At 72.1% G+C, this 25294-nt stretch carries 26 protein-coding genes and 1 pseudogene; 11 read left to right on the top strand and 16 right to left on the bottom strand.

What is annotated here, in order from left to right:
- Positions 1-37: 37 nt before the first annotated feature.
- The 3 genes from glgX to FED44_RS05875 are packed head-to-tail and all read left to right on the top strand — an operon-like array spanning position 38 to position 3350.
- Positions 38-2185 carry a glycogen debranching protein GlgX gene (gene glgX, locus FED44_RS05885; RefSeq protein ID WP_111699540.1) on the top strand — a complete coding sequence of 716 codons (2148 nt, stop codon included), beginning with the start codon at positions 38-40 and terminating at the stop codon, positions 2183-2185.
- Positions 2182-3042, top strand: coding sequence for an AzlC family ABC transporter permease (locus tag FED44_RS05880; RefSeq protein ID WP_138460008.1), 861 nt, complete (start codon positions 2182-2184; stop codon positions 3040-3042). Before glgX ends, FED44_RS05880 begins: the two co-directional genes overlap by 4 nt.
- On the top strand, positions 3042-3350 hold the full coding sequence (locus FED44_RS05875; RefSeq protein ID WP_138460007.1) for an AzlD domain-containing protein: 309 nt from the start codon (positions 3042-3044) through the stop codon (positions 3348-3350). Before FED44_RS05880 ends, FED44_RS05875 begins: the two co-directional genes overlap by 1 nt.
- 65 nt (positions 3351-3415) lie before the next feature.
- Here FED44_RS05875 and FED44_RS05870 read toward each other — a convergent pair whose 3' ends face one another.
- On the bottom strand, positions 3416-4537 hold the full coding sequence (locus tag FED44_RS05870; RefSeq protein WP_244301744.1) for an ATP-dependent DNA ligase: 1122 nt from the start codon (positions 4535-4537) through the stop codon (positions 3416-3418).
- Complete coding sequence (locus tag FED44_RS05865) at positions 4521-5267, bottom strand: pyrimidine reductase family protein (RefSeq protein WP_316246880.1); 747 nt, start codon at positions 5265-5267, stop codon at positions 4521-4523. Before FED44_RS05865 ends, FED44_RS05870 begins: the two co-directional genes overlap by 17 nt.
- Before the next feature lie 584 nt (positions 5268-5851).
- On the opposite strand from FED44_RS05865, the gene FED44_RS05860 reads away from it, so the two are divergent.
- Positions 5852-6220 carry an aldo-keto reductase family protein gene (locus FED44_RS05860; RefSeq protein ID WP_138460006.1) on the top strand — a complete coding sequence of 123 codons (369 nt, stop codon included), beginning with the start codon at positions 5852-5854 and terminating at the stop codon, positions 6218-6220.
- A 45-nt stretch (positions 6221-6265) separates the two neighbouring features.
- On the opposite strand, the pseudogene FED44_RS38015 reads toward FED44_RS05860, so the two are convergent.
- From FED44_RS38015 to ligD, 4 genes and pseudogenes are all read right to left on the bottom strand, one after another.
- Positions 6266-6403 (bottom strand): annotated as a pseudogene (locus tag FED44_RS38015) (DUF2267 domain-containing protein); the annotation flags it as partial.
- A 207-nt stretch (positions 6404-6610) separates the two neighbouring features.
- A complete protein-coding gene (locus FED44_RS05850; RefSeq protein WP_133305928.1) occupies positions 6611-7132 on the bottom strand; it encodes a hypothetical protein in 522 nt (173 codons plus the stop codon).
- A 949-nt stretch (positions 7133-8081) separates the two neighbouring features.
- On the bottom strand, positions 8082-8675 hold the full coding sequence (locus tag FED44_RS05845) for a superoxide dismutase family protein (RefSeq protein ID WP_111699538.1): 594 nt from the start codon (positions 8673-8675) through the stop codon (positions 8082-8084).
- 204 nt (positions 8676-8879) lie between these two features.
- Positions 8880-9881 (bottom strand): non-homologous end-joining DNA ligase, encoded by a 1002-nt coding sequence (gene ligD, locus FED44_RS05840; RefSeq protein ID WP_111699537.1) that lies wholly within the window; start codon positions 9879-9881, stop codon positions 8880-8882.
- Positions 9882-9976: 95 nt separating this feature from the next.
- On the opposite strand from ligD, the gene msrB reads away from it, so the two are divergent.
- A complete protein-coding gene (gene msrB, locus FED44_RS05835; RefSeq protein WP_111699536.1) occupies positions 9977-10378 on the top strand; it encodes a peptide-methionine (R)-S-oxide reductase MsrB in 402 nt (133 codons plus the stop codon).
- A 7-nt stretch (positions 10379-10385) separates the two neighbouring features.
- Here the strand turns inward: msrB and FED44_RS05830 are convergent, their stop codons facing one another.
- Complete coding sequence (locus FED44_RS05830; RefSeq protein WP_111699535.1) at positions 10386-10979, bottom strand: hypothetical protein; 594 nt, start codon at positions 10977-10979, stop codon at positions 10386-10388.
- 143 nt (positions 10980-11122) lie between these two features.
- Here FED44_RS05830 and FED44_RS37105 point away from each other — a divergent pair, with 143 nt between their 5' ends.
- The 4 genes from FED44_RS37105 (at position 11123) to FED44_RS05815 (ending at position 13501) form a co-directional block, all read left to right on the top strand.
- Complete coding sequence (locus FED44_RS37105; protein ID WP_244301791.1) at positions 11123-11698, top strand: hypothetical protein; 576 nt, start codon at positions 11123-11125, stop codon at positions 11696-11698.
- On the top strand, positions 11629-12186 hold the full coding sequence (locus FED44_RS37100) for a sensor histidine kinase (RefSeq protein WP_244301784.1): 558 nt from the start codon (positions 11629-11631) through the stop codon (positions 12184-12186). Before FED44_RS37105 ends, FED44_RS37100 begins: the two co-directional genes overlap by 70 nt.
- Positions 12171-12824 (top strand): response regulator, encoded by a 654-nt coding sequence (locus FED44_RS05820; RefSeq protein ID WP_244301743.1) that lies wholly within the window; start codon positions 12171-12173, stop codon positions 12822-12824. The genes FED44_RS37100 and FED44_RS05820 overlap by 16 nt, the downstream gene beginning before the upstream one ends.
- Before the next feature lie 122 nt (positions 12825-12946).
- Complete coding sequence (locus tag FED44_RS05815; RefSeq protein WP_138460004.1) at positions 12947-13501, top strand: hypothetical protein; 555 nt, start codon at positions 12947-12949, stop codon at positions 13499-13501.
- Here the strand turns inward: FED44_RS05815 and hemQ are convergent.
- Together hemQ and hemG are read right to left on the bottom strand one after the other, a co-directional pair.
- A complete protein-coding gene (gene hemQ, locus FED44_RS05810) occupies positions 13498-14199 on the bottom strand; it encodes a hydrogen peroxide-dependent heme synthase (RefSeq protein WP_138460003.1) in 702 nt (233 codons plus the stop codon). The genes FED44_RS05815 and hemQ overlap by 4 nt on opposite strands.
- 29 nt (positions 14200-14228) lie before the next feature.
- A complete protein-coding gene (gene hemG, locus FED44_RS05805; RefSeq protein ID WP_138460002.1) occupies positions 14229-15653 on the bottom strand; it encodes a protoporphyrinogen oxidase in 1425 nt (474 codons plus the stop codon).
- Positions 15654-15882: 229 nt separating this feature from the next.
- Between hemG and FED44_RS05800 the strand changes: the two genes are divergently transcribed.
- Positions 15883-17073 carry an ROK family transcriptional regulator gene (locus FED44_RS05800; protein ID WP_138460001.1) on the top strand — a complete coding sequence of 397 codons (1191 nt, stop codon included), beginning with the start codon at positions 15883-15885 and terminating at the stop codon, positions 17071-17073.
- Between the two features lie 64 nt (positions 17074-17137).
- On the opposite strand, the gene FED44_RS05795 is transcribed toward FED44_RS05800, so the two are convergent.
- Genes FED44_RS05795 through FED44_RS05765 form a run of 7 tightly spaced genes read right to left on the bottom strand, consistent with a single transcriptional unit; the run spans position 17138 to position 23787 of the window.
- Complete coding sequence (locus FED44_RS05795) at positions 17138-18463, bottom strand: alkaline phosphatase family protein (RefSeq protein WP_111699528.1); 1326 nt, start codon at positions 18461-18463, stop codon at positions 17138-17140.
- On the bottom strand, positions 18463-19593 hold the full coding sequence (eboE, locus tag FED44_RS05790) for a metabolite traffic protein EboE (RefSeq protein ID WP_111699527.1): 1131 nt from the start codon (positions 19591-19593) through the stop codon (positions 18463-18465). The genes FED44_RS05795 and eboE overlap by 1 nt, the downstream gene beginning before the upstream one ends.
- Positions 19594-19595: 2 nt before the next feature.
- Positions 19596-20438 (bottom strand): TatD family hydrolase, encoded by an 843-nt coding sequence (locus tag FED44_RS05785; RefSeq protein ID WP_111699526.1) that lies wholly within the window; start codon positions 20436-20438, stop codon positions 19596-19598.
- A gap of 5 nt (positions 20439-20443) precedes the next feature.
- A complete protein-coding gene (locus FED44_RS05780) occupies positions 20444-20947 on the bottom strand; it encodes an EboA domain-containing protein (protein ID WP_111699525.1) in 504 nt (167 codons plus the stop codon).
- Positions 20913-21779 carry a sugar phosphate isomerase/epimerase family protein gene (locus FED44_RS05775; protein ID WP_244301742.1) on the bottom strand — a complete coding sequence of 289 codons (867 nt, stop codon included), beginning with the start codon at positions 21777-21779 and terminating at the stop codon, positions 20913-20915. Before FED44_RS05775 ends, FED44_RS05780 begins: the two co-directional genes overlap by 35 nt.
- Positions 21776-22633 carry an SCO3242 family prenyltransferase gene (locus FED44_RS05770; RefSeq protein ID WP_138460000.1) on the bottom strand — a complete coding sequence of 286 codons (858 nt, stop codon included), beginning with the start codon at positions 22631-22633 and terminating at the stop codon, positions 21776-21778. The genes FED44_RS05775 and FED44_RS05770 overlap by 4 nt, the downstream gene beginning before the upstream one ends.
- A complete protein-coding gene (locus FED44_RS05765; protein WP_244301741.1) occupies positions 22630-23787 on the bottom strand; it encodes an inositol-3-phosphate synthase in 1158 nt (385 codons plus the stop codon). The genes FED44_RS05770 and FED44_RS05765 overlap by 4 nt, the downstream gene beginning before the upstream one ends.
- 376 nt (positions 23788-24163) lie before the next feature.
- Here FED44_RS05765 and FED44_RS05760 point away from each other — a divergent pair, with 376 nt between their 5' ends.
- Positions 24164-25294 (top strand): sugar phosphate isomerase/epimerase family protein, encoded by a 1131-nt coding sequence (locus tag FED44_RS05760; RefSeq protein ID WP_138459998.1) that lies wholly within the window; start codon positions 24164-24166, stop codon positions 25292-25294.

The raw sequence follows: 25294 nt of genomic DNA, 5'->3' as shown, positions 1-25294 counted from the left end.
GTGCACGAATCGTCCGGGCAGTGGAGAATGAGGTTACATGCGCGAGGTTTGGCCTGGAGAGCCCTACCCACTCGGCGCCACCTGGGACGGTGTGGGCACCAATTTCTCGGTGTTCTCGGAGGTGGCCGAGCGGGTCGAGCTGTGCCTGTTCGACGACGACGGCGCGGAGACCCGCGTCGACCTGCCGGAGGTCGACGGCTTCGTCTGGCACGGCTACCTGCCGGGGATCATGCCCGGCCAGCGGTACGGCTTCCGCGTGCACGGCCCCTACCGGCCCGAGCACGGCCACCGGTGCAACCCGGCCAAGCTGCTGCTCGATCCGTACGCGAAGGCGATCGAGGGCTCGGTCCGATGGAACGAGTCGCTGTTCTCCTACCACTTCGCCGACCCCGCCCGGCTGAACGTCGAGGACTCCGGGCCGCACATGCCGAAGAACGTGGTGGTCAACCCGTTCTTCGAGTGGGGCAACGACCGGCCGCCCCGCACGCCGTACCACGAGACGGTGATCTACGAGGCGCACGTGCGGGGGCTCACCATGCGGCACCCCGCCGTGCCCGAGGAGCAGCGGGGCACCTACGCCGGGCTCGCGCACCCGGCCGTGATCGACCATCTGCGGTCGCTCGGCGTGACGGCGGTCGAGCTCATGCCCGTCCACCAGTTCGTGCCCGAGCACTTCCTGGTCGCCCGGGGACTGACCAACTACTGGGGCTACAACACGATCGCCTACCTCGCGCCGCACAACGCGTACTCCTGCGCGGGGCAGCGCGGCCAGCAGGTCCAGGAGTTCAAGGCGATGGTCCGGGCCCTGCACGACGCGGGGATCGAGGTGATCCTCGACGTGGTCTACAACCACACGGCCGAGGGTGACCACATGGGCCCCACGCTCGGGTTCCGGGGCCTCGACAACGTCGCCTACTACCGGCTGCGCGAGGAGGACCGCCGCTACTACCTCGACTACACCGGCTGCGGCAACTCGCTGAACGTCCGCTCGCCCCACGCGCTCCAGCTGATCATGGATTCGCTGCGTTACTGGGTGCTCGACATGCACGTGGACGGCTTCCGCTTCGACCTCGCCGCCGCGCTCGCCCGCGAGCTGCACGACGTCGACCGGCTCAGCGCGTTCTTCGACCTCATCCAGCAGGACCCGGTGATCTCCCAGGTCAAGCTGATCGCCGAGCCGTGGGACGTCGGTCCCGGCGGCTACCAGGTCGGCAACTTCCCGCCCCTGTGGACCGAGTGGAACGGCAAGTACCGCGACGCCGTACGGGACTTCTGGCGGGGCGACTCCCGGACGCTGCCCGAGTTCGCCTCGCGTCTCGCCGGGTCGAGCGACCTGTACGCGACCAGCGGCCGCCGCCCGGTCGCCTCGATCAACTTCGTCACCGCCCACGACGGGTTCACGCTCAACGACCTCGTGTCGTACGACCACAAGCACAACGAGGCCAACGGCGAGGGCAACCGCGACGGCACGGACGACAACCGGTCGTGGAACTGCGGCGCCGAGGGACCGGTCGACGACCCGGCCATAAACCGGCTGCGCCGGCGCCAGCGGCGCAACCTCCTCACCACCCTGTTCGTGTCCCAGGGCGTGCCGATGCTGCTGGCGGGCGACGAGTTCGGCCGCACCCAGCAGGGCAACAACAACGCCTACTGCCAGGACAACGAGACGTCCTGGACCGACTGGTCCCTGGTCGGGCAGGAACCCGGCCTGCTGGACTTCGTCCGCCGCCTGGGCGCGTTACGGCGGGCCCACCCCGTCTTCCGGCGCCGCCGGTTCTTCCTGGGCCGCACGGTCGGGGACGACAGCAGGGACATCGTCTGGCTCACGCCGTCGGGCACCGAGATGACCGACGCCGACTGGCAGACCGGCTACGCCAAGTCGCTGGGCGTCTACGTCAACGGCGACGCGATCAGCGAGCCCGGCGCGCGGGGCGAGCGGATCACCGACGCGACGTTCCTGCTGCTGATCAACGCGCACCACGAGAGCCTGACCTTCGCCCTCCCCGGCCCGGAGCTGGGCGCGGCCTGGCGTCCCGTGCTCGACACCGCCGACGAGGACCCGCCGGACGACCCGGACGCGGCGGAGACGCTGGCGGCCGGGTCCAAGGTCACCGTCACCGACCGGTCCATGCGCGTCCTCGTGTGCGCCGGCGGCCCGAGCCGCCGGTTACCCTCGGTCGGGTGACTACGGCACCACCACAAAAGCCGCATTCCGGCCTGCCGCCGAAGCCCCGGTCGGCGGTCGTACGGGACGCCCTCGGGGTCGGCGCGGCGGTCGGGCTCTCCGGGTTCGCGTTCGGCGTGACGTCGGCGGGGGCCGGGATGACGCTCGCCCAGACCTGCGTGCTGTCGCTGCTGGTCTTCACCGGGGCGTCCCAGTTCGCGCTGGTGGGCGCGCTCGGCGTCGGCGGGGCACCGCTCCCCGCGGCGGCGGGGGCGCTGCTGCTGGGCGTCCGCAACGCCTTCTACGGCCTGCGTCTGTCGCAGGTGCTCGGCCTCCCCGCGGCGGTCCGCCCGCTGGCCGCCCACTGGGTTATCGACGAGACCTCCGCCGTGGCCCTGGCCCAGCCCGACCGGCGCCTCACCCGGCTCGGGTTCACCGTCACGGGCGTGACCCTGTACGCCGGGTGGAACGTCACGACCCTCCTCGGCGCGCTGGGCGCCGCGGCTCTGGGCGACCCGGCGGCCTGGGGGCTCGACGTGGCCGGTCCGGCCGTCTTCCTCGCCCTGCTCCTGCCCATGATCCGGGGCCGCTCCGCCGCCGCTCCTTCGGCGCGGGCAGGCGCCACCCCGGCTCCGGGCCAGGACGGGGAGGGCACGGCGACGGCCCGGCCGGCCCGGGCCGCGCTCCTCCGGCATGAGGTGGCGGTGGCGGCCCTGGCCGTCGTGCTGGCGCTGGCCTGCGTGCCGTTCCTGCCCGCGGGCGTCCCGGTGCTGGTGGCCGTGCTCGCCGCGCCCGCCGTCCTGGCCGTCGCCGCGCTCCGGTCCCGCGCCGCCGCACGGCGGGAGCGGAGCGCGGCGGCGCGGGCGGAGGAGGCGTGATGGGGGTGTGGATCGCGATCGGGGTCACCGTCGCCGGGTGCTACGCGGTCAAGCTCCTCGGGCTGTCGGTCCCGGCGGCGGTGCTGGAACGGCCGCTCATGCGCAGGCTCGCCGCGCTGGTGCCGATCGCGGCGCTGGCCGCGCTGATCGCCCTGCAGACCTTCGCCGACGGCCGCACGCTCCTCGTCGACGCCCGGGCCGCCGGACTCGCCGCGGCGGCCGTCGCGCTGCTGCTGCGCGCGCCCTTCCTGGTGGTGGTCGCGGTGGCCGTCGTCGTCACCGCCGCCGTCCGCGCCCTGACCGGCTGAGCTCTGCCGACTCTGCTCACCTCCGCCGAGCTCCGTCGGCCTCTGCGGCCGGATGCCGGGACGGCTCAGCGGGCGAGGATCTCGTCGAGGTCGTAGCTCACCGGGCGTTCGAGCTGGTCGTAGGTGCAGGACTCGGGCGTGCGGTCGGTGCGCCAGCGGCGGAACTGGGCGGTGTGCCGGAACCGGTCGCCCTCCATGTGGTCGTAGGCGACCTCGATGACCCGTTCCGGCCGCAACGGGATGAACGACAGGTCCTTCTTGGCGTTCCACCGTGAGACGGCGCCCGGCAGGCGCTGGCCCTGCGCCCCACCCTGCGCGCCACCCTCCGCCACCTCGGCCCAGTGTCCCCAGGGGTGCTCGCTCAGGTCCTCCATCCGGTACGGCGCGAGCTCCCCGACCAGTTCCTCGCGCTTCTTCATCGGGAAGGAGGCGGCCACCCCCACGTGGTGCAGACGGCCGTCGGCGGAGTACAGCCCGAGCAGCAGCGACCCGACGACCGGCCCCGACTTGTGCTCGCGGTAGCCCGCCACGACGCAGTCGGCCGTCCGCTCGTGCTTGACCTTGAACATCACCCGCTTGTCCGGCGTGTACGGCTGGTCTCCCGGCTTGACCACGATGCCGTCGAGCCCGGCGCCCTCGAACGCGTCGAACCACTCGGCGGCCCGGCCCTCGTCCCGGGTGACCGGGGTGAGCCGCACCGACCGGCCCGCCCCCGCCAGCGCCTCCTCCAGCCGGGCCCGCCGCTCCGAGAACGGCGCCTCCATCAGGTCCTCCGCGCCGACGGCGAGCAGGTCGAACGCGACGAAGGAGGCGGGCGTGCTCCCGGCCAGCAGCCGCACCCGGGACTGGGCGGGGTGGATGCGCTGCTGGAGCGCGTCGAAGTCGAGCGACTGGCCCCTGATGAGCACGATCTCGCCGTCCACCACGCACCGGGGCGGCAGTTCCTTCCTGACGGCCTCGACCAGCTCAGGGAAGTAACGCGTGAAGGGCCGCTCGTTCCTGCTGCCCAGGAAGACCTCGTCGCCGTCGCGGAAGACGATGCAGCGGAAGCCATCCCATTTCGGCTCGTAGTAGAGCGTGCCGTCCTGCTCGGGCAGCTTCTTGACCGCCTTCGCGAGCATCGGCGCGACCGGTGGCACCACCGGCAGGTCCAGATCCGGGATCAGCGGCTCAACCGGCGGCGTCATCATGCGCCTCCCTGAGGTATCGGCAGAAGAGGAAGCCGTCCTCCTCCAGCACCTGGGCGAGGGTCAGCGGCGTGCGCGAGGCGACGCCGTCCAGTATGCGCGCGGCGTCGCCCCCGGCGAGCAGCGGGCTCACCGTCAGCGCCAGCTCGTCGACCAGCCCGGCCGCGGCGAGCTGCGCGTTGATCCGCGGCCCGCCCTCGCACAGGATCCGGCCGAGCCCCAGGCCGCGCAGCTCCTCCACCGCGGTCGCGAGATCGACCCGGTCGTCTCCGGCGACGATCAGGACCGCCTTGTCCGCGGCCTCGTCCCTGCGGTCCTTCGGCGCCGCCTCCGTCGTGATCACGATGGTCCGGGCGTACGGCTCGGCCTCGGTGAACAGCGGGCCCCCGAGATCGAGGTCGAGCAGGCGGGTGACGACGGCGATCGGCGGCACGGGCGGGCGGCCCTCGCGCGGCGCCCGCCACGACTCGCGCGGGCGGGCCGGACGGTAGCCCTCCGTGCGGACGGTCGCGGCGCCGGCGAGCACCACGTCGGCCAGGCCGCGCAGCAGCCCGAAGATCCGTTTGTCGGCCCGGCCGGACAGGCCCTCCGAGTGGCCCTCGACCCAGGCCGCGCCGTCGGCGCTCGCCACCATGTTGAGACGCAGCCAGTGGTCACGCGGGTAAGCGTAGGCGGCGGCGATGTCGGGATCGTCCTCGGCGTGGGGATGGATGCGGCGCACGGTTCCCACACTCGCACACCGCACCGACAACACCGCCGTGACGCCTCCGCGACGACCCGGGCCGCCTCCTCCACCGTGGCGGCCCCACCACCGCCCCCGTTCGCTGCCGCCACGCCACGGCCACGGCCAGACCGTCTTCCCTGCTCAGCGGGCGCCGGGCCAACCACGGACAGAGGTTTTCCCAAAACGGGCCTTCCGTAGCCGTGGACTGCTTCGCGGGGGTAGGCACCGCAGTCGGCCGAGTCGGTTGCGGGAGGACCTCATGACCACGCACGCACGCAGAGCATCGGTGCCGCGGCACATACCCGCCGGGGCCTCCGCGAGCGGAGACGGCATCGTCGTGGGCGCGGGCCCGGTGACGATCATTGTCTACGTCGATTTCCTGTCCCCGTTCTGCCGACAGTTCGTCTGTCACGGAGATGGCGATGGAGCGGGGGGTCGGCGGCACGCCGACCGTCCTCGTCGAGGACGTCCCGGTGCCGGCGAACCTCCGGACCATCACCGCCGCCGTGGCCGCCGCGGCGCGCTGACCTCGTCCGGGCGGCCGGGCGGAGCGCGGCGTCGAGGTCGGTCCCCGGCCAGGGAACCTGGGGATGGCCGAGGACCGGTCGCCGGCCACAGGGACGACAACCCTCGCAAGGCGCGGTCCCGAGTACGAGCTGATCCCTGGTGCCACGAGCGGGGCCTGCCATCATGGCGTACTCGCCGATCAAGCAGGGCGGATGATGGACCATCCGGCGCTCTTCGACGTGGCCGACCGGCACGAGGCCACCCCGGCGCAGGTCGCCCTGGCACGGGTGCTCAGGAACGACGGCGTGATCGCGATACCGAAGGCGGGCGACCCTGCCCAGGTCCGGCACAATGCGGCGGCCCTTGGCATCCACCTGACCCACGACGATCTCCTGCTGCTTGACGCGGTATTCCCGCCGCCACTCTCGCGGCGTCCGCTCGAAACGATCTGAGCCTCGCCACGCGTACGGACCGAGGCGCGCGGGCCCGACGTGGATCGACTCCCGGAGAGGCTCCGGAAGTTCGAGCGCGAGATGCTGAGCCTCCGTGGCGCTGAGCCGGTCTCCCAGGATCTCCAGCGTCGCGTGGCTCAGATCGGCCGCCTCCTCACGCGACAGGCCGCTGCGCTCGGCCACCCTGCCGAAGAAGTCCCTGTGCTCCACACTGGCTCCATTTCCCCTCGCGTCCGCCCGACACGGAGCCGACGGACACCCAGAAGCTTGGAGCGATGAATACCGAGGTCCCGGCACCCCTGCCCTTCGCGCGGGAATGACACCGAGGTCGGCCGTTCGAAGGGGGCGACGCGGGGAGGGGCAGATGGCGCACGAAGACCGCCGCGCCCCCTAGTCCACAGTTCTCAAGGTTCGCTCCCCCAAATACGAAGGCCCGCGAACATTCTCGAGAACACGTCGCGCTTGTTCATCCGCTACTCGAGTTACTACTTGCTGCGCGATACCGAAGACGGCCGCCCAGGCAAGAATCTGACCACCGGTGTCCAGGTCGGTCAGGCCTGGAATGAAACCACCTTGAATCAGCAACAGCCCCAGGACTGCGGAAACCGCGCCCGCCGGAAGCTTTAGGAGTGCCAATGCTATAGGAAGAGTGTAAGGCGTAGCCGCCCCATGAATATGACGCAAGGTGGCAGCCCCCACCAATGCCGCACCAGACAACCCAATCAATTCCACGAGCGGAATATCCCACACACTGGGTCGCCCGCCAAGTGGACAGACCAGGCCCTCTTTAGGATGATAGCAGAGCCTCAACTTGTCGGACTCAAGAATTCCCAAGAACATGAACAAGACAGCTATCGAAGCCAAAATGATGGCAGTGACCAGGACGATGTTTCGAAAGCTCCGCAGGTTCACTCTCTCCAATTGAGCGGCTATGTTAGCCGCCTGCATCGTTTGAATCGCCAATCCACGGTCACATGCGGCCAACTTCCCGTCGGATCGCCTGAGCTGCGATTCAAATTTGGCCCGCCGAGGATCATTACGACCCAGGTGCTGTCTCGCGCGCGCAAGAACGTTTATACCCCACCACTCCAGTTCGCTGGGCGGCACCAACCGCAACAACTCAACCTCAGCCTGGTGGATGTTGGCCCACGCGCGATCGACTGCCGACCCCGTCCAAACGGACATCGGGTTTCGAAGTCGTGTCGCCGCACCTCGCGCAGCGCCTAAATGTCGCCGCACCCCCCTTGCATAAGCGGAGTCGTTGTTCAGGCGGTCAAGTTCAGTTTCCAAACCATCGATGGTAGCGAGCGCTCGCTCTCGCCAAGAAGTCGTCTTCCGGTCGATGCTTTCGACCGAGGAGCCCTCTCGCATTTCTTCCCCAGGTAAGCTACAGAATAATGCTTACAACTCCAGGGTAAGGCTCCCATATAAGACATGACGACCCGACAAAAGGTATCATTCCTCCAGAGTGGAGCCATCATTGCGAGCAATGCGTAATACATCCTCAAAAGCCGGCCATCTGCACTGACTAACAAACGACCAACCACGGCCTACTGGCAATCAGGCCAGGGAAGTGCTCCCTGACGCGGCCGGGTGGCGGTGGTACGGCCGAAGCTCGCGGCTCCGCAGCCCGTACGGCCAGCCGCATTATTGGCTGATAGGCCCCGGGATGGTGACCACCGTGGGCCGGAAAACCCCCGAAGGGCTCGCCCGGGCCCTGGCCGTGCAGGACGACGTCGCGCACCGCACTCGCTGAGCTGCCCCGCCGTCTCATCGCCTGCGGGGTGAGACGCGTCACAGCCTCTCGGAGAGAGCGGCAGCTCCGTCCATCCTCTGCGAGCACTCACAAGCCCGCGCCGACTCACCGTACGCGTATCACTCCGCAGGCGATGCGGTCGCCCGAGTCACCGGCCTTGAGCGTCTCGGCGTCGGGGCCCTTCGTGCCGGAGCGGTAGCGGTCCGGAATCTGCGCCGCGTTGTCGGCGCGGGCGTGGACGATCAGCGAGGCGCCCTCCGGCGCGCGTAGCCGGTCCAGGCCGAAGCGATCGGTCAGGAACGTGGCCCGCCCTCTCCCGTCCTTCCCGACCAGCAGGTTGGGCAGGTCACCCGCGTGGTCGGGGTGGGAGCCCATGCCGAGGTGCCGGCCCGCGCTGGCGAACGGACTGCCGGTCGCGGGGTCGGTCGACGAGGGGTCGCACACTCCCTTGGCATGGAGGTGCAGCCCGTGGAACCCGGCCGGCAGGTTCTCGACGGCGACGCGCACCCTGGTGGCGCCGTCCTTCTGCTCATTGACGCGGACCACACCGACGGTCCGGCCGTTGGCGTCCTTCAGCGTCGCCCGGGCGTCGGGGCCGTCGCGCACCACCGTCGAAGGCGGGCCCGGGGCGGCCATATGCGGCAGCCCCACTGCGGGAGCCAGGGCGACGATGAACGACAGGTACGTCCGCCACAGCATGACGATCTCCCTCCCGCCGGAGGAAACGGCTCGTACTGCCCAGGGTAGGCACGCACGGCGAGGAGACGGGGCCAAGACCCTGTCAAGTCTCGGCCCGCACTTCCGACGAGGCGACCTCGACGAGCGCCGCGAGCACCTGGGAAAGCCGGGCCGACATCCGACCGGCGCCCCGGAGTAGCCCGGCCGCCTTGGCTACGCGAAGCGTCATCCTCCGCTGGACGGCCTTGCCTTACTGGGCTGCACCCGCTTGGGCTCGCCGGGCATCTTCGGGTAGTTCGGCGGATACGGCAGGTCGCCTCGCTCGTCGGCGTCGTACCACTCCAGGAGCGTGCCGATGCCGAAGGCGCGGTCGTCGATCTCCCGCTGCACGTCGCCCAGCGCGGCGAACCGGTCCGGCATCGTCCTCAGGTCGAAGGCGCCGGGGTCGCAGTCCTCCAGCTCGGCCCAGGTCACGGGAGCGGACACCCGGCCGTCGGGCCGGGCGCGCACCGAGTAGGCGGACGCCACCGTCCGGTCGCGGGCGTTCTGGTTGTAGTCGATGAAGACCTTCTCCCCCCGCTCCTCCTTCCACCAGGCGGTCGTCGCGAGATCGGTGCGCCGCTCCACCTCCCGGGCGAAGGCGATGGCGGCGTGCCGCACCTCGGTGAAGGTCCAGCGCGGCTCTATGCGCACGTTCACGTGGACACCGCGGCTGCCGGAGGTCTTCGGGAAACCCCGCATGCCGAGCTCGTCGAGGACCTCCTTCGCGGTGAAGGCGACCGTACGGGCCTGCTCGAACGAGGTGCCGGGCTGCGGGTCAATGTCGATGCGCAGCTCGTCGGGGTGGTCGAGGTCGGCGCGGCGGGCGTGCCAGGGGTGGAAGTCGATCGTGCCGAGGTTGGCGCACCAGGCGATGGCCGCCACCTCGGTCGGGCAGAAGGCGTCGGCCGTGCGCCCGCTGGGGAAGCGCACGGTGACGGTCTCGATCCAGTCGGGATGCCGGGGCATCCGCTTCTGGTAGATCGCCTCGGAGCCGACGCCGTCCGGATGCCGCTTGAGGTAGGTCGGCCGCTCCCGCATCGCGCGCAGCGCGCCCTCCCCCACGCTCACGTAGTACGTCACCAGGTCGCGCTTGGTCGCGCCGATCGCCGGGAAATAGACCTTGTCCGGGTTGGTGACCTTGACGACCCGGTCACCCACCTCGATCTCGATGTACGGCGAAGCCATGTAGGCGACCCTACCCCCGGGGAAGATCCGGGACGGCCTGATGGTTCCTCACTTCGTAATCCCCGCGAGGGGCCACCGGGCACAGGGTGGTGAGCATGGAAAAGGTAGTCAAGAGCGACGCCGAGTGGCGCGCGCAGCTTTCCCCGGAGGAGTTCCGCGTCCTCCGGCAGGCGGGGACCGAGCGCCCCTACACCGGCGAGTACGTCGGCACCAAGACCGTCGGCGTCTACTCCTGCCGCGCCTGCGGCGCGGAGCTGTTCCGGTCGGAGGCCAAGTTCGAGTCGCACTGCGGCTGGCCGTCGTTCTTCGAGCCGTCGGAGTCGGAGGCCGTGACGCTGCACGAGGACGACTCCCTGGGCATGCGCCGGGTCGAGGTGCGCTGCGCGCGGTGCGACTCGCACCTCGGGCACGTGTTCCACGGCGAGGGTTATCCCACCCCGACCGACGACCGGTACTGCATCAACTCCGTCAGCCTGACCCTGCGGCCGGCCGAGTAGGGCCGGCTCAGTTCGGCTTCGGGTAGGTGACCCGGCAGTCGTCGTCGTCCGGACCGAGGACGTTGGCGAGGACGGGGTTGCCGTTCTCGCCGAACCTGGACTGGACGAACACCACGGGGTTGACCTCCCCCCGCTCGGCCAGGTACTCCAGGCCTCGCTTGCACAGGGTGATCGCGGCCTTGGAGTTGTCGGCGTTCTCCGGGAGGCTCGTGTAGATGCGCAGATAGCGGCCGGTGGTGCGGATGTCCTTGACCTTCTTGGCCGTCTTGTCGTTCCACCGGCTGCGGAAGTAGGCGTCCGCCTTCTTGTCGGTGTACTTGGACGGTCCCGACGCCTTCTTCGCCGACGCCTTCTTCTTCCGCGCGCCGTCCGCCTTCTTCCCCGTGTCGACGCTCGCGACGGTGAGCTCACCGGCCGGGGAGGCGTGCGGCGCGGGCGCGGCGGCCACGCCGGCCGGGGCCGCGTCCGGGTGCGACAGCGGCCCGGCGATCGCGAAGGCCCCGACGGCGAAGGCGGCGGCTCCCAGCGACAGTTCGACGACGTGTGAACGGGTCCGCCTCTTACGGCGATGCCCCCTGGAACGTGCCAGCCCGCTTGACACTCTGCCTCACCTAGACGTAGATCTTCCGTCACAGTATGGCAAAGTCCGGCCGCCGCCAAGTCCCTTTCAGGCGTTTCGCACACGGTCCGACAGAATGTCCCTTCCAACGGAGTCCCGTCCTCCGCCGATCACAGGGAGGGTCCGTGCCGGCCGCCGTGTCCCCCGCCGTGTCCTCCGCCGCGTCCTGGCTCGTGTTCGGGCTGTCCTGCGTCCTGGTCGCGGCCGGAGGGGCGCTGGGCGGCGCCGACCCGGTGGACGCCGCGGTCGCGCTCGGCTTCACCCCGCTCGGCGCCTATCTGGTCGCCCGTCGCAGGGGTGGCGCCGTCGGACCCTGCTGCCTGGTGACCGTGCTCGGCGCCGTCGCCTACTTCGCCGACTCCTACTCACTCCGGCCCGGCCTGCCCGGCGGCCGCTGGGCCGCCTGGGTGGGCACACCACGACCCCCGCTCGGCGTGTCGGTGCCGCTGCGCTTCCAGGACGAGGTCCTCGGCGTCCTCGGCCTGTCGGGAGGCGACGTGCGGGTGCTCGCCCCGCTCGCGTCGCACGCCGGGGCGGCGCTCGCCGCCGCCCACCGCGCCGCGGCGCTGCAGCGCTCGCGGACGCTGCTGGTCACCGGCGGGAGGAGGAGCGGCGGCGGTTCAGCAGGGACCTGCACGACGGGCTGGGCGCCTTCCTCGCGGGCATCGGCTTCACGGTGGACGCCGCGGGCAACGCGCTGAAGGCCGACCCGGAGCGGGCGCGCGGCCTACTCACCCAGATCAGGACGCAGGTGGCCGAGGCGGGCGCGGGCGTACGCCGCCTGGTGCGGGGGCTGAGGCCACCCGAGCTGGCCCAGCTCGGGCTGGCCGGCGCCGTCGAGCACACCGCCGCGACGCTGGGCGCCGGCGGGGTGGAGATCGAGGTCACGGCCGGGGACGTGAGCGGCCTGCCGGCCGCCGTGGAGGTCACGGCCTACCTGGTCGCCCGCGAGGCGCTGACGAACGCGGTACGGCACGGCGGGCCCCGCCGCTGCGCCGTACGCCTCGGCCGGACGACGGACGGGTTCGAGCTGAGCGTGCGCGACGACGGGAGCGGGCTCGCGCCCGAGGCCGTCCCGGGAGTCGGGCTGACCTCCATGCGGGAGCGGGTGGAGGAGCTGGACGGAAAGCTGACGATCGACGCCGCCCCCGGCGGCGGAACGGTGGTGGCCGCGTGGATTCCCCTGTGATCAGGCTGCTCGTCGTCGACGACCACCCGGTGGTCCGCGACGGCCTCGGGGCGCTGATGTCGACCGTGGAGGGCATCGAGGTCGTCGCGGTGGCCGAGGACGGTCTGCGGGCGCTCGCCGCCGCCCGCGAGCACAGCCCCGACGTCGTGCTCATGGACATCTCGATGCCGAACATGGACGGCATCGAGGCGACCCGGCGGCTGTCCGCCGGGGCCCGCCCGCCGAGCGTGGTGATGCTCACGATGTCGGACGACGACCTGTCGCTGCTGGCGGCCGTCCGCGCGGGCGCCAGGGGCTACCTGCTCAAGAACGCCGGCCAGGACGACGTGGTCGCCGCGGTGCGCGCGGCGGCCCGGGGACAGGCCGTCTTCGGGACCGGCGCGGCCGAGTCCCTGATCAACCTGCTACACGCGCCGCCCCGCGTGTCCCCGCGGCCGTTCCCCGCGCTCACCGACCGGGAGTACGAGATCCTGGAACTCCTCGCGTCGGGCCTGGGCAACCAGGCGATCGCGGCGCGCCTGGGCGTCAGCCCGAAGACCGTGGCCAACGCCGTCTCCGGCGTCCTCGTCAAGCTCGGCGTGCGCGACCGCGCCGGGGCGGTGGCCGCCGCCCGCGCGGCGGGACTCGCCACGGGCTGAGCCTGCCTCCCGGTGGTCCGGGAGACGTTCCCCCTCAGGCGGGAACATCGGCTCCTCCGGCCGGGATCGTCACGGCCCGAATCTGGACGGGCAACGACAGCACCCTCCGGAGGAGAACAGTCATGGACGCCACCGCGCCGCCCCGCACTTCCACCACCCCCGCCGCGCCGGCCGTCGCCGCGGCGGCGGCACTGACACTCGGCGTGACGCAGATCCTGCACGCGCAGACGGTGCCGTTCGCCTCTCCGGCGGACTACGTCATCGAGGGCGCGTACGCGCTCTATCTGGTGGCGGCGGTCGCGGCCGTCCTCGCGCTGCGCCGTGTCCACCGCGCGCTGCGCCATGTCCACCGCCCGGCGGGGGGCTGGGGCCGGATCGGCGACGCCGGGGCGCTGCTGTACGGCCTCGGTCACGCGCTCGTCGCGGTCCCGGTGACGACCACCTTCCTCCTCGGCCACGACGCGCCGGACCCGCTCGGCGCGCTGTTCGTGCCGGGGATCGCGCTGTGGATGGCCGGGCTGGTCCCGCTGGCGATCGCGTGCTTCCGCCACGGGCCGGTGCCCCCGTCCCGTGGCGGCCGTCCTGCCCGCGACGCTGCCGCTGACGATGGCGCTCGGCGCGGCGGGCCCCCTGGTCGAAGCCCTGACCTGGGCCGTCCTTGGGGTGTCGATCGCTAGGGCAGCGCGGCGACGAGTTCGCTGACCGGCTTGCGGGTGCCGGTGTAGAAGGGGATCTCGATCCTGGTGTGCCGCCTCGCCTCGGCCCCGCGCAGGTGGCGCATCAGGTCGACGATGCGGTGCAGTTCGTCGGCTTCGAAGGCCAGCATCCACTCGTAGTCGTTGAGCGCGAAGCAGGCGACCGTGTTCGACCGCACGTCGGGGTACTCGCGGGCCATCATCCCGTGCTCGGCGAGCATCCTGCGGCGTTCGGAGTCCTCCAGCAGGTACCACTCCAGGGACCGGACGAAGGGGTAGACGCAGACGAAGCCGCGGGGCTCCTCGTCGGCGAGGAAGGCCGGGACGTGGGACTTGTTGAACTCCGCGGGCCGGTGCAGGGCCATCGCCGACCAGACCGGCTCGCTCGCGCGGCCGAGCGCCGTACGGCGGAACCGGGCGTAGGTCTCCTGGAGGTCCTCCGGGGAGGGGGCGTGCCACCAGAACATGAAGTCCGCGTCGGCGCGGAACCCCGCCACGTCGTAGCAGCCGCGCGTCGTCACGTCCTTGCCCGCCGCCTGGGCGAGCAGCTCCTCGACCTCCCCGGCGACGGCCTCACGGGCGTCGGGGAGCCGGTCGCGCAGCCGGAAGACCGACCACATCGTGTACCGGATGACCAGGTTGAGATCGCGTGCCTTGGGGCGCGGGGCGGGCTCCGTCATGGCTCCATTCTGCCCGTACGGCGAGGTGGTCAGGCCCCCGGGGCGGCCTGCGCCGCCCGCAGGTGGCCGAGCACGAGCCGGGCGGCCGTCCGGGCGCTGGCGACGCAGGCCGGGACGCCGACGCCCTCGTACGCGGCGCCGCACACGGCCAGGCCGGGCTGCCCGGCGATCGCGGCCCGCACCCGGGCCACCCGGTCGAGGTGGCCGACCTCGTACTGCGGGAGCGCGCCGCCCCAGCGGGTCACCCGGGTGTCGAGCGGCAGCCCGCGCACGCCCATCACCTCGGTCATCTCGTTCGCCGCCAGGGCCGTCAGCTCGGCGTCGTCGCGCTGGAGCACCGCCTCCTCCCCCAGCCGTCCGAGCGAACACCGGACGATCAGCACGTCCCGGCCGGCCTCCGCCAGGTGGGGCCACTTGACGCTGCTGAAAGTCGCGGCCTTGACCGGCCGGCCCTCCACCGGCGGGACCAGGTAGCCGCTGCCGGTCGGCGGCTCGGGAAAGGCCGTCAGGGGGTAGGCGAGCGTGACGATCGCCATCCCGGCGTACTCGATCGCGGCCAGTTCCGCCGCCGCCCCGGGCACCTCGCGCCGCAGCAGCCGGGAGGCGGGCCGCGCCGGGACCGCCAGGACGACCGCGTCGGCGTCGATGATCTCCTCGTCGCGGGTGGGGCCGGTGACCAGCCGCCAGCCGTCCGGCGTGCGGAGGAGGTCGCGCACGGTGACGCCGGTCCGGACCTGCGCGCCGGACTCCTTGGCCACGGCGGCCGGCAACGCGCCCATGCCGCTCCTGAGGGTCGTGAAGACCGGCCCGGCGTCCGCCGGGGCCTCGGCGGCCATGCTCCTCGCGGCCTGCAGCAGGGACCGCTCGGTGCGGGCGGCGGCGGCGACGCGCGGCATGGTCGCGTCGAGCGACAGCGACTCGGCCCGCCCGGCGTAGACGCCGCCGAGCAGCGGCTCCACCAGCCGCTCGACGACCTCGCTCCCCATCCGGGCGCGCACGTAGGCCGCGACGGAGACGTCGCCGGTCACGAGCGTGGGCGGCAGGAACTGGTCGAGCGGCACCCGGGCGAGCCCGGCGGGCGACAGGATGCCCGAGCGGGCGAGCGCGACCACGTCCGCGGGCACGCCCATGACCTGCTGCCTGGGCAGCGGGCGCAGGGACCCCCGCGACAGGACCGCCGCCCGGGTCGTGCCCGGGTCGGCCAGGTCGTCGCCGAGACCGGCGAGCCGGGCCAGTTCCGTGCCCTCGGGCCGCCGCGCCAGCATCGACTCGGCGCCCGCGTCGACCTCCACCCCCGCGACGGGCGAGGAGTACAGCTTGCCGCCGATCCTCGGCGCGGCCTCCAGCACGGTGATCCGCAGCCCCGCCTCGGCCCGGCTCAGGTGCAGCGCCGCGGCCAGTCCCGCGATGCCGGCGCCCACGACGACCACATGACTACCCGCTGTCCTGCCCATGGAGGCAAAGCTACCGGCCCGTACGCGCGGGGGCCGTATCGGCATGGCCGCCACCTGAGCAAGATTCATAGAAACTTTTCACATACAAGGCTAAAAGTCAGGCAGTCCTGTAATAAAGTTGAAGGGGTCAGAGCAGAAGTAGAGTCAGTTACCACTTGTAACCGATTTCCTCGACACCGAAGTTTCCCGGCCCGAAGTTCTCCCGACCCCGAAGAGCGGCGTGAAGCGAATGACGGTTCGCCCCGAGAATCCGCACCAGGCCCGGCTCCTGCGCCTCCTGCGTCAGGACGGCGCGCGCTCACGCGCCGAGCTCGGGGAGGTGGTCCGTCTGTCCGCGTCCAAGCTCGCCCTCGAACTCGACCGCCTCGCGCAGCTGGGCCTGGTGGAGTCCGGAGGCCTCGCGGCGTCCCGGGGCGGACGGCGCTCGGGCATCGTGCGCCTCTCCTCGGATCTGCGCTTCGTCGGCGTCGACATCGGCGCCACCTCCATCGACGTGGGCGTGACCAACGGCGAGCTGGAGGTGCTCGGCCACCTGTCGAAGCCGGCCGACGTGCGGGAGGGCCCCGAGGCGGTCCTCGACCAGACGATGGAGCTCGTCGGCAAGCTGCTCACCGGTGAGACGGCCGAGACGCACGGCGTGATCCACGGCATCGGCCTCGGCGTCCCCGGCCCGGTGAGCTTCCGCGACAGGACGCCGGTCTCGCCCCCGATCATGCCCGGCTGGGACCGCTTCCCCGTACGGGAGTCGCTGACCCGGGAGTTCGGCTGCCCGGTGCTGGTGGACAACGACGTGAACATCATGGCGCTCGGCGAGCTGCACGCCGGGCTCGCGAGGTCCGTCGACGACTTCCTGCTCGTCAAGATCGGTACGGGCATCGGCTGCGGCATCGTGGTCGACGGCGGGATCTACCGCGGGGTGACCGGCAGCGCGGGCGACATCGGCCACATCCGGGTGGACGAGGACGGCCCCCTGTGCACGTGCGGCAACACGGGCTGCCTCGAGGCGTACTTCGGCGGCGCGGCGCTGGCCCGCGACGCCCTGGCCGCCGCCCGCTCCGGCGACTCCGCCTTCCTCGCCGAGCGGCTCGCGCACGAGGGCGTGCTCACCGCCGAGGACGTGGGCGCGGCGGCGGCCTCGGGCGACGCCGCCGCCGTACGGATGGTCCGCGAGGGCGGCCGGCACGTGGGGCTCGTGCTCGCCTCGCTGGTGAGCTTCTTCAACCCCGGCCTGGTGATCATCGGGGGCGGGGTGGCGGGTCTCGGCCACGCGTTGCTCGCGGAGGTCCGCAGCGTCGTCTACCAGCGCTCCCTGCCGCTGGCGACCGGCAACCTGCCCATCGTCTTGTCGGAGCTCGGCGGGACCGCCGGAATCGTCGGGGCGGCCCGCCTGATCAGCGACCACCTGTTCTCGGCGGAGTGAGCCTTCCCCGAAGGCGAAGGCCGCCGCCCCGATCGCGGGACGGCGGCCTTGTCACAGGTGTCTCTCAGCCCTTGAGCAGCTGCGTCAGCAGGCCCTTGAACTCCGTCGCGGCGTAGGACTCGCCCTCGAAGGGGCCCAGCAGCACCGGACCGTCCGCCGCCGTGTCGGGCAGGCGGCCGTGACTGCCCCGCACCGGCGCCGGGTCGAGGGGCACCACCGACATCATGTAGCGGAAGCCCAGCTTCTTGCGGGCCAGCGCCGCGCCGGCGCGGAGCTTCACGAACGGGTCGTCCGGATCCATGAACAGCTCGGCCGGGTCGTATCCGGGCTTGCGGTGGATCTCCACGAGCTTCGCGAAGTCGGGCGCGCGATCGTCGGACAGCCAGTAGTAGTACGTGAACCAGGCGTCCGGGTCGGCCACGGCCACGAGGTCGCCGGCCCGGTCGTGGTCGAGGCCGTACCTCGCCTTGCCCTCCTGGCCGAGGACCTCGTCCACGCCGGGCAGCTCGGCCACGATGTCGCGGACGCGGGGCAGGTCGGCGGGGTCGCGCACGTAGAGGTGGGCGATCTGGTGGTCGGACACGGCGAAGGCCCGGGATGCCCAGGGGTCCAGGTACTCCATCCCGGCCTGGGTGTAGACCTCCAGCAGCCCGGCCCGGCGCAGCGCGCGGTTCACGTCCACCGGCCGGGACGCGTTGGTGATCCCGTACTCCGACACCACGACGAAGGTGGCGTCCTCCCGCAGCAGGGGCGCGAGGGCGGCGTCGACCTCACGGGCCGCCGCGACGGCCTGCGGCGCGTCCGGGCCGAACCGCTGCAGGTCGTAGTCGAGGTGCGGCACGTAGACCATCAGCAGGTCCGGCCGTTCCCGGGTGAGGATGCGCCGCGCGGCCGCGATGATCCACTTGGAGGAGGCGATGTTGGCGTTCGCCCCCCAGTAGGAGAAGAGCGGGAACTCCCCGAGCTCGGCCACGAGGTCGTCGTGCAGCGACGGAGGACGGGTGTAGCAGTCCTGGTCCTTCTTGCCGTCCGCGTAGTAGACGGGCCGGGGGGTGACGATGAAGTCGCTGGAGCCTCCCATGGCGTACCACCAGCAGACGTTGGCCGTACGCATCCCCGGCACCGCGTCCCACAGCTGCTCGCTCTGGATCAGCCGGTTGTGCTGCCGCCACAGGAAGACCTCTCCGAGGTCCCGGAAGTACCAGCCGTTGGCGACGATGCCGTGGTCGCGCGGCATGGCCCCGGTCAGCAGGGTGGCCTGCATCGTGCAGGTCACCGCGGGCAGCACGGGCTTCAGGGTGGCCGCGGCCCCCACCTTGGCGACGTTCGGCATGTGCGCGAGCAGGCGCGGGGTCAGGCCGACGACGTTGACGACGACGACGGGCGCCATCAGATCTCCTTAAGTCCGAGGGCGGCGAGCCGCCGCCGGGTCCAGTCCAGCTCCGCGGCGATGCCCTCGGCGATGTCCACCGGGCCGGGCAGCACGCTCCAGGTGTAGGTCTCCACCTCGAGGTGCCGGGTGAGGGGGGCGGCGAGGTCCCCGTGGGGGGAGGCGGGGGTCACCAGCAGCCGCAGCAGGTCCTCCAGATAGGAGGAGGTGGTGGTGAGCGGCGGCGGGGGCGCGGCGTGCAGGGGCATGTGGAAGTGCGTGCGCCACGGCAGGTCCGTGGGCAGCGCCCCGGCCAGCGCCTCGGGCAGGTCGTCGGTGTAGCCCGCCGCGCACCGCGTCTGGTGGAGGTACCGCTCCTCCACGTACGCCGCGAGCGCGTGCTGGCCGCCCGGCGGCGCCTCCACCGCCGACGACACCTGGAGCTTGACGATCGGCAGCCCCAGGGCCGCCGCGTCGGCGGCCTCCTCCAGGCCGACGGCGAGATGGCAGGCGTCCAGGCAGACGCCGAGGTGGTCGCGGTCGGCCCCGCCGAGCAGCGCCACCGCCTGCGGGGTGGTCTCCACGACGCAGCCCGGCTCGGGCTCGAAGCCGACCCGGATCGTCTTGCCGGTGCGCTCCGCCAGGGCCCGCAGGCCCCGGGCGAGCACGGCCAGGCTGGCGTTGACGGCCGCGGCCTTGGCCGGCGTCCAGCCGGTGCGCCAGGCGAGGGGCAGCGTCGAGATCGAGCCCTCGGTCACGTCGTCCGGCAGCAGCGCGGTGAGGATCTCGGCCAGGTCGAGGGTGTAGGCGAGCCGTTCCGGCTCCGCCCAGTCCGGCCGGTAGACGCGCAGCTTCACGACCTCGTCGTGGAAGCCTCCGTACGGGAAGCCGTTGAGGGTGACGACCTCGAGCCCCTGCTCGTCCAGCCGGGCGCGCAGCCGGGCGAGCTCGGCGGGGTCGTCGCGCAGCGCCCGGGCGGCGCGGCGCGACAGCCACAGACCGAGCCCGAGCCGCCCGGCGCCAGTCAGCGAGCGCACCCGCGCGGCGACTCCGGTGAGCTGCTCGTGGATTCCCGCGAGGTCCTCCGCGGGGTGGACGTTCGTGCAGTAGGCCAGGTGGACGACGGGACCGGCGGGATGACGCAGGCGCATGGTCAGCGCGTCCCGCGCAGGATCGTGTTGCCCTCGTAGTCGCCGCCGGACTCGACGTCGTCGAGGACCAGGCGCCCGCTCTGGCCGTAGAAGGCCACCGGGTTGCGCCACAGCACCTGGTCCACGTCGTCGTCGGTGAACCCGGCGGCCAGCATGGCCTCGCCGACCTCGCGGGTCTTCAGCACGTCGCTGCGTCCCCAGTCGGCGGCCGAGTTCACGATCATCCGCTCGGTGCCGTACTCCTTGAGGATCGCGACCATGCGGTCCGGGTCCATCTTGGTGTCGGGGTAGATCGAGAAGCCCATCCAGCAGCCGGCCTCGTGGACCATGCCGACGGTCAGCTCGTTGAGGTGGTCGACGAGCACCTTCCCCGGGTCGATCCCCTTGACCACGTCGAGCGTGCGGCGGGTCCCCGCGGCCTTGTCCCGGTGCGGCGTGTGGACGAGCACCGGAAGGCCGTGCTCCTCGGCCAGCGCGAGCTGGGCCTCGAAGACGCGCTCCTCCTCCTGCGTCATGGAGTCGTACCCCGTCTCGCCCACCGCGACCACCGAGTCCTTCAGCAGGTAGCGGGGCAGCTCCTCGAGCACGCCCAGGCACCGCGGGTCGTTGGCCTCCTTGGGGTTGAGCGCGAGCGTGCAGTGGTGGCGGATGCCGTACTGCGCGGCCCGGTAGGGCTCCCAGCCCAGCAGCGCGTCGAAGTAGTCGAGGAAGCTCCCGACGTTGGTGCGCGGCTGGCCGAGCCAGAAGGCCGGCTCCACGATGGCCCTGACCCCGGCGGCGTACATGCGCTCGTAGTCGTCGGTGGTGCGGGACGTCATGTGGACGTGGGGATCGAAGATCCGCATGGGAATCAGAGCCTCTCGAGAACGTCGGGGGGAACGGGACGTCCGGCCGCGCGGCGCTCGGCGGCGAAGTCCGCGAGCATGCGCCGCAGCTCCTCGTCGAAGCGCCGGTCGAGGCCCTCGACCGAGGCTAGCGGAACGGACATGAAGACGCACTTGAGCACCCCCTGCCGGAAGGCGTGGTCGTCGAGCCAGGCCGAGCCGTACGGGCCGAGCGCGGCGGCGACCAGCCGGGTGTCGTTGGTGCGCAGGGCGTCGTGCACGAGCGGCAGGGCGGCCGGGCCGAGGTCGAGGTCCGGGAGCGCCCGCAGGATGTCCAGCCGCTCGGAGGCGTCGCCCTGCCAGTAGAGCCTCGTGACGGCCTCGGCCGGCTCCGGCCCGGCCTTCGCGAGCGCTCTCAGCAGCTCCACGCGGGCGCCGGGGCCGCCGTCGCGCGCGGCCCTCGGGAACAGCGCGTGGACGGTCTCCGGGTCGCGCTCAACGTCGGCTACGGCCCGCGCCAGCCAGGTCATGTGCCCTCCTCAGGAATTCGATCGACCTTCTCGCCACGTCGGGAGCCGCGTGGCTGTGCCGGGCGAGCTCGACGGCCACGAGGCCGCCGAAGCCGTCGAGGGCGGCGAGCGCGGGCGGGAAGTCGATCTCGCCCTCGCCGAACTCGAGGTGTTCGTGCACGCCCCGCCGCATGTCCTCGATCTGCACGTGGACCAGATAGGGCTTCGCCCGCTCGACGCACTCGGGCACGTCGTACGGCTCCAGGCAGCGGCAGTGCCCGATGTCGAGGGTGAGGCCGAAGCGGGGGTGCCCGCCGAGCAGGCCGCGCAGCCGTTCGTACCCGGCGAGGTCCTGCACGAGCATCCCCGGCTCCGGCTCGAACCCGAGCGTGACGCCCACCCGCTCCGCCTCGGATAGCAGGCCCTCGCAGTGCCGGGCGAGCCGGTCCCACGCCTCCGCCTCGGGCACCTCCGGCGGCCGGATGCCGCTCCAGAAGTGCACCACCGGGGCACCGAGGTCGGCCGCGATCCGCATGGCGCGGCGGATCAGGTCCGCCCGCGCCTCCCCCTCGGCGTGCAGCAGCGTCGGGAAGTGCTTGCGCCGGGAGTCGAGCGTGTACCTGCCGCCGGTCTCGACGGCCAGGGCGAGGCCGAGCCGCCGCGCCAGCCCCGCGATCCGGTCCACCTCGGCGGGCGGCGCGTCGGGGGTGAGGTGACCGTGGTCGAGGGTGATCGCCGCACCGGTGTAACCGAGGCCGGCGAGGACGCGCAGCGCCTCGTCGAGCGGGTGGTCGCGGAAGCCGTTGGTGCAGTACGCCCAATTCACGGGGACGCTGTTCAGGAGCGCGCTCACGAGGTGGCCACCTTCGCCGACAGCCACCGGCCGGCGGGCAGCGCGGCGAGCAGCGCCGCCGCCTGGACGAGCCTGCCCCGCCCGGCGACGGCCGCCGCCTGCAGCGGGATCAGGCCGAGGATGCTCATCCGCACGGCCTGCCGTACGTGCTGGGGGTCGGGGTCGGTGCACAGCGCCACCTGGGCGCGCCCGGCCGTGGCGAGATACCCGGCGATCAGCCCGGCGGCGCCGAGGCGTTCCGCGGTTCCGCCGCCGCTCTTGCCGCCGAGGCAGGCGACGGCGGCCAGCGCGGCGGTCGCGCCGGTGGCGGCCATCGCGCCGACGATCGTCGAAGGCTCGGCGCCGTCGACCTCGGCGGTGCCCAGCAGGGTGATCCCGTACGTGTGCGCGCCGACGGCCAGGGCCATGGGGGCCGCGGCCCGGGTGGCGGGGCCCGCGCCGAGCAGGACGTCGAACACGCGGCAGGCCGCCATGGCGGCCGGGCCGGCCGGCGTGTGCTTGAGCTTGATGTCGTAGGCCCACACGGAACCCGCGAGCAGGCCCGCGAGCGCCAGCCCGCGCCGTCCGCCGAAGATCCCGGCGGCGGCCACCCCGGCGCCGGTCAGCGCGACGGCGACCCCGAGCGCCCCCGCCGGGCTGATCCGCCCGGAGGGGATGGGCCGCTCCGGCCGCTCCACCGCGTCGAGGTCGCGGTCGGACCAGTCGTTGAGCGCCATGCCGGCCCAGTAGAGCAGCACCGACGCCGCGGCGAGACCGGGCCGGGCGGCCCGCCCCGCCGCGGCCGCCCCCGCGAGCGTGTCACCGGGGACGGACAGCGCGGCGGGCGCGCGGACCAGCTCCAGCCAGGCCCTCACGGCCGGTCGCCCGTCGGTGCCTCGTCCGCGAGCGACCGGGCGAACTCCACCAGCCGGGCGTACTGGGCGGGCAGGTCGTGCCCGGCGCCGCCCAGCGGGTCCTTGAAGAAGTAGCCGAGCTCGGGCAGCACGCCGCTGTGCCCGGCCTCCTGCGCCCGCGCGACGAGGCGGACGAGGTCGAGGACGAGCGGGGCGGCCAGCGTCGAGTCGCACCCCTGCCAGGTGAACTGCATGGTCATCCGGACGCCGAGGAACCCCTCGAACGTGATGTGGTCCCAGGCGGTCTTCCACTCCCCCAGGTCGGCGACGTAGTCGATGTGCGTCAGGCCCTCGACCTCCTCGCCCACGATCGCGGGAACGGCGCGCGCCTTGCTCGCCGACTTGCTCGCCCGGGCGGCGGGGTCGGCCAGCGTGGCGCCGTCGCCGCCGCCGAGCAGGTTGAGCCCCGACCACGACCGGACCCGCAGCGCGCGGCCGGCGAACATCGGCGCGAGCGCGCTCTTGATCAGCGTCTCCCCGGTCTTGCCGTCGCGTCCCGCGTACGGAGCGCCGTTGCGCCGCGCCAGCTCGTCCAGGGCGGGCGGCGTCGGTCCGGCGGAGGGCGTGAACGCCACGTAGCCGCTGCCGGTCAGGAAGGCCGCGTAGGCGTAGAGGGAGCTGGGCGGCAGCGCGTCCGCCCCGGACGCCAGCGCCTCCTCCAGGTCGGCGAGCCGGGCGTACGGCACCTCGGCCGGCGGCTCGGTCGAGGACACGTCCACCACGACCACGCGGGAGAGGCCGTGCCGCTCGCGGAAGTCCGCGATGTCGCCGGCGAGCCGGCGCGCGGCCTCCGCCTGGGTCTCCACGCCGGGGACGTAGCCGTGCCGGATCTCGGCCTCGGCGGCGTCGATGTCCGCCGAGAGGAGAGTCGTCAGGGCGGGAGGAAGCACGCCCGCCTGGGCGAGCAGTTCGGCCCTCTTGCGCAGCGGCGTACCGACCACGTCGTGGCCGCCGAACACCAGGTCGGCCAGGGGCGGGAAGTCGCCGGGGAAGCCGGCGGCCTCGATGACGCAACCCGTGGGCAGGGCGGCTCCCGCCCGTACCGCCGCCGCTCCGACCACTGCCGTGGTCGCGACGGACCCCCGGGCGCCGACCAGCCAGACACCGATGGGCACTGTAACTCTCCCGTCAACTCGGGTATGAAGGATGACCCCGGAACATTCGGATACTAAGTGGGACCTTTTGCCACGCACAAGCAAAAGTTTCCGGCTTGCTACACAAAGTTCATCTACCTGCGATGAAGCGGTGAGCTCAAGATCGTCCACCACCCCTTCCGCCCCTCGCTTCCCACCCGAAATCCCTGGTCGCCTAACCTCCTTGCGGGGAACTTTGTCCTCTGACGGTAGAAAGTTCAAAAGATCATGACGAAACTTCTTCCACGCTCGGTGAAAGAGGCGTAACTTGCTCGTCAAGTGCTCCGCACACACCTGACCCCCCGAGGACCCACCCGAGGACCCAGGTGCTTCCACGCAGATGGAGTTAGTAAGACAGATGAGTGCGTACGAAGAAGAGATGGAGACGGCCGGAAACCTCGGACGCAAGCTGGGGCTCAACCGACGCCAGTTCCTCGCGGCCACGACCGGCATGGCGGCCGTCGCCGCGGTCACCGCGGCCGGCCCGATGAAGTCGGTCGCCCGCGCCGCCAACGGCATCCTGGTCCCGCCGCCGCGGCGCGGCATCATCCTCTACACGGTCCGGGACGCGATCAGCCGCGACCCGCTGTCGAGCAACCTCCCGTCCGGCTTCCGGGCCGTCCTGCAGGAGCTCGGCCGGATCGGCTACGCGCAGGTGGAGTTCGCCGGCTACGCCCAGCACGCCAACGCCGAGGGCGGCGCCAGCCTGGAGAGCGTCGCGGGCGCCCGCCTGCTGCGCGGCTGGCTGGACGACAGCGGCCTGGCCGCCCAGGGCAACCACGGCTTCATCCCCGGCTCCTGGCCGCTGAACCAGGCCGACCTGGACCGTTTCAAGCTCCACCTGGAGATCGCCAACATCCTCGGCATGAAGCACGTCGGCACCGGCAACGACCCGACGAGCAGCGCCTACAAGGCCGACTGGGACGTGGCCGCCGAGAAGTGGAACGCTCTCGGCCAGATCGCCACCGAGGCGGGCCTCAAGCTGTACACCCACAACCACGACGTGGCCTACAGCTTCCTGCTCGACAGCGGACCGCTCGACGCGCAGGGCCGGCCCACCCGCTCCTCCGGCATCCGCCGCCTGGAGTACTTCCTCCAGAACACCGACCCGAAGCACGTGTGGCTGGAGATGGACATCTTCTGGGCCCACGTCGCGCAGTACAAGCACAAGACCTACACCGCGCCCGACGGCTCGGCGCAGACGCAGATCTTCAACCCGCTCGGCGTCGTGCAGGCCCAGACCATGCGGTTCCCGCTGTTCCACGCCAAGGACGGCAAGATCAACACCGGTACCGCCAACGGCTACGACATGGTTCCGTTCGGCACCGGCGACATCGACTACAAGTCCTTCTTCTCGGAGATGGGCGCCAAGGGCTACCACAACCCGATGTACGAGCAGGACAACGCGCCCGGCGGCACCGCCAACCCGGGTCAGTCGCTGCAGTACGCCGCGCTCAGCTACAACAACATCTCCAAGCTTCGCGGCTGA

Source organism: Microbispora triticiradicis (assembly GCF_005864065.1).
GTDB lineage: Bacteria > Actinomycetota > Actinomycetes > Streptosporangiales > Streptosporangiaceae > Microbispora > Microbispora triticiradicis.
The sequence above is the reverse complement of the archived record's forward strand: the minus strand, read 5'-3'. Positions and strand labels throughout refer to the sequence as shown.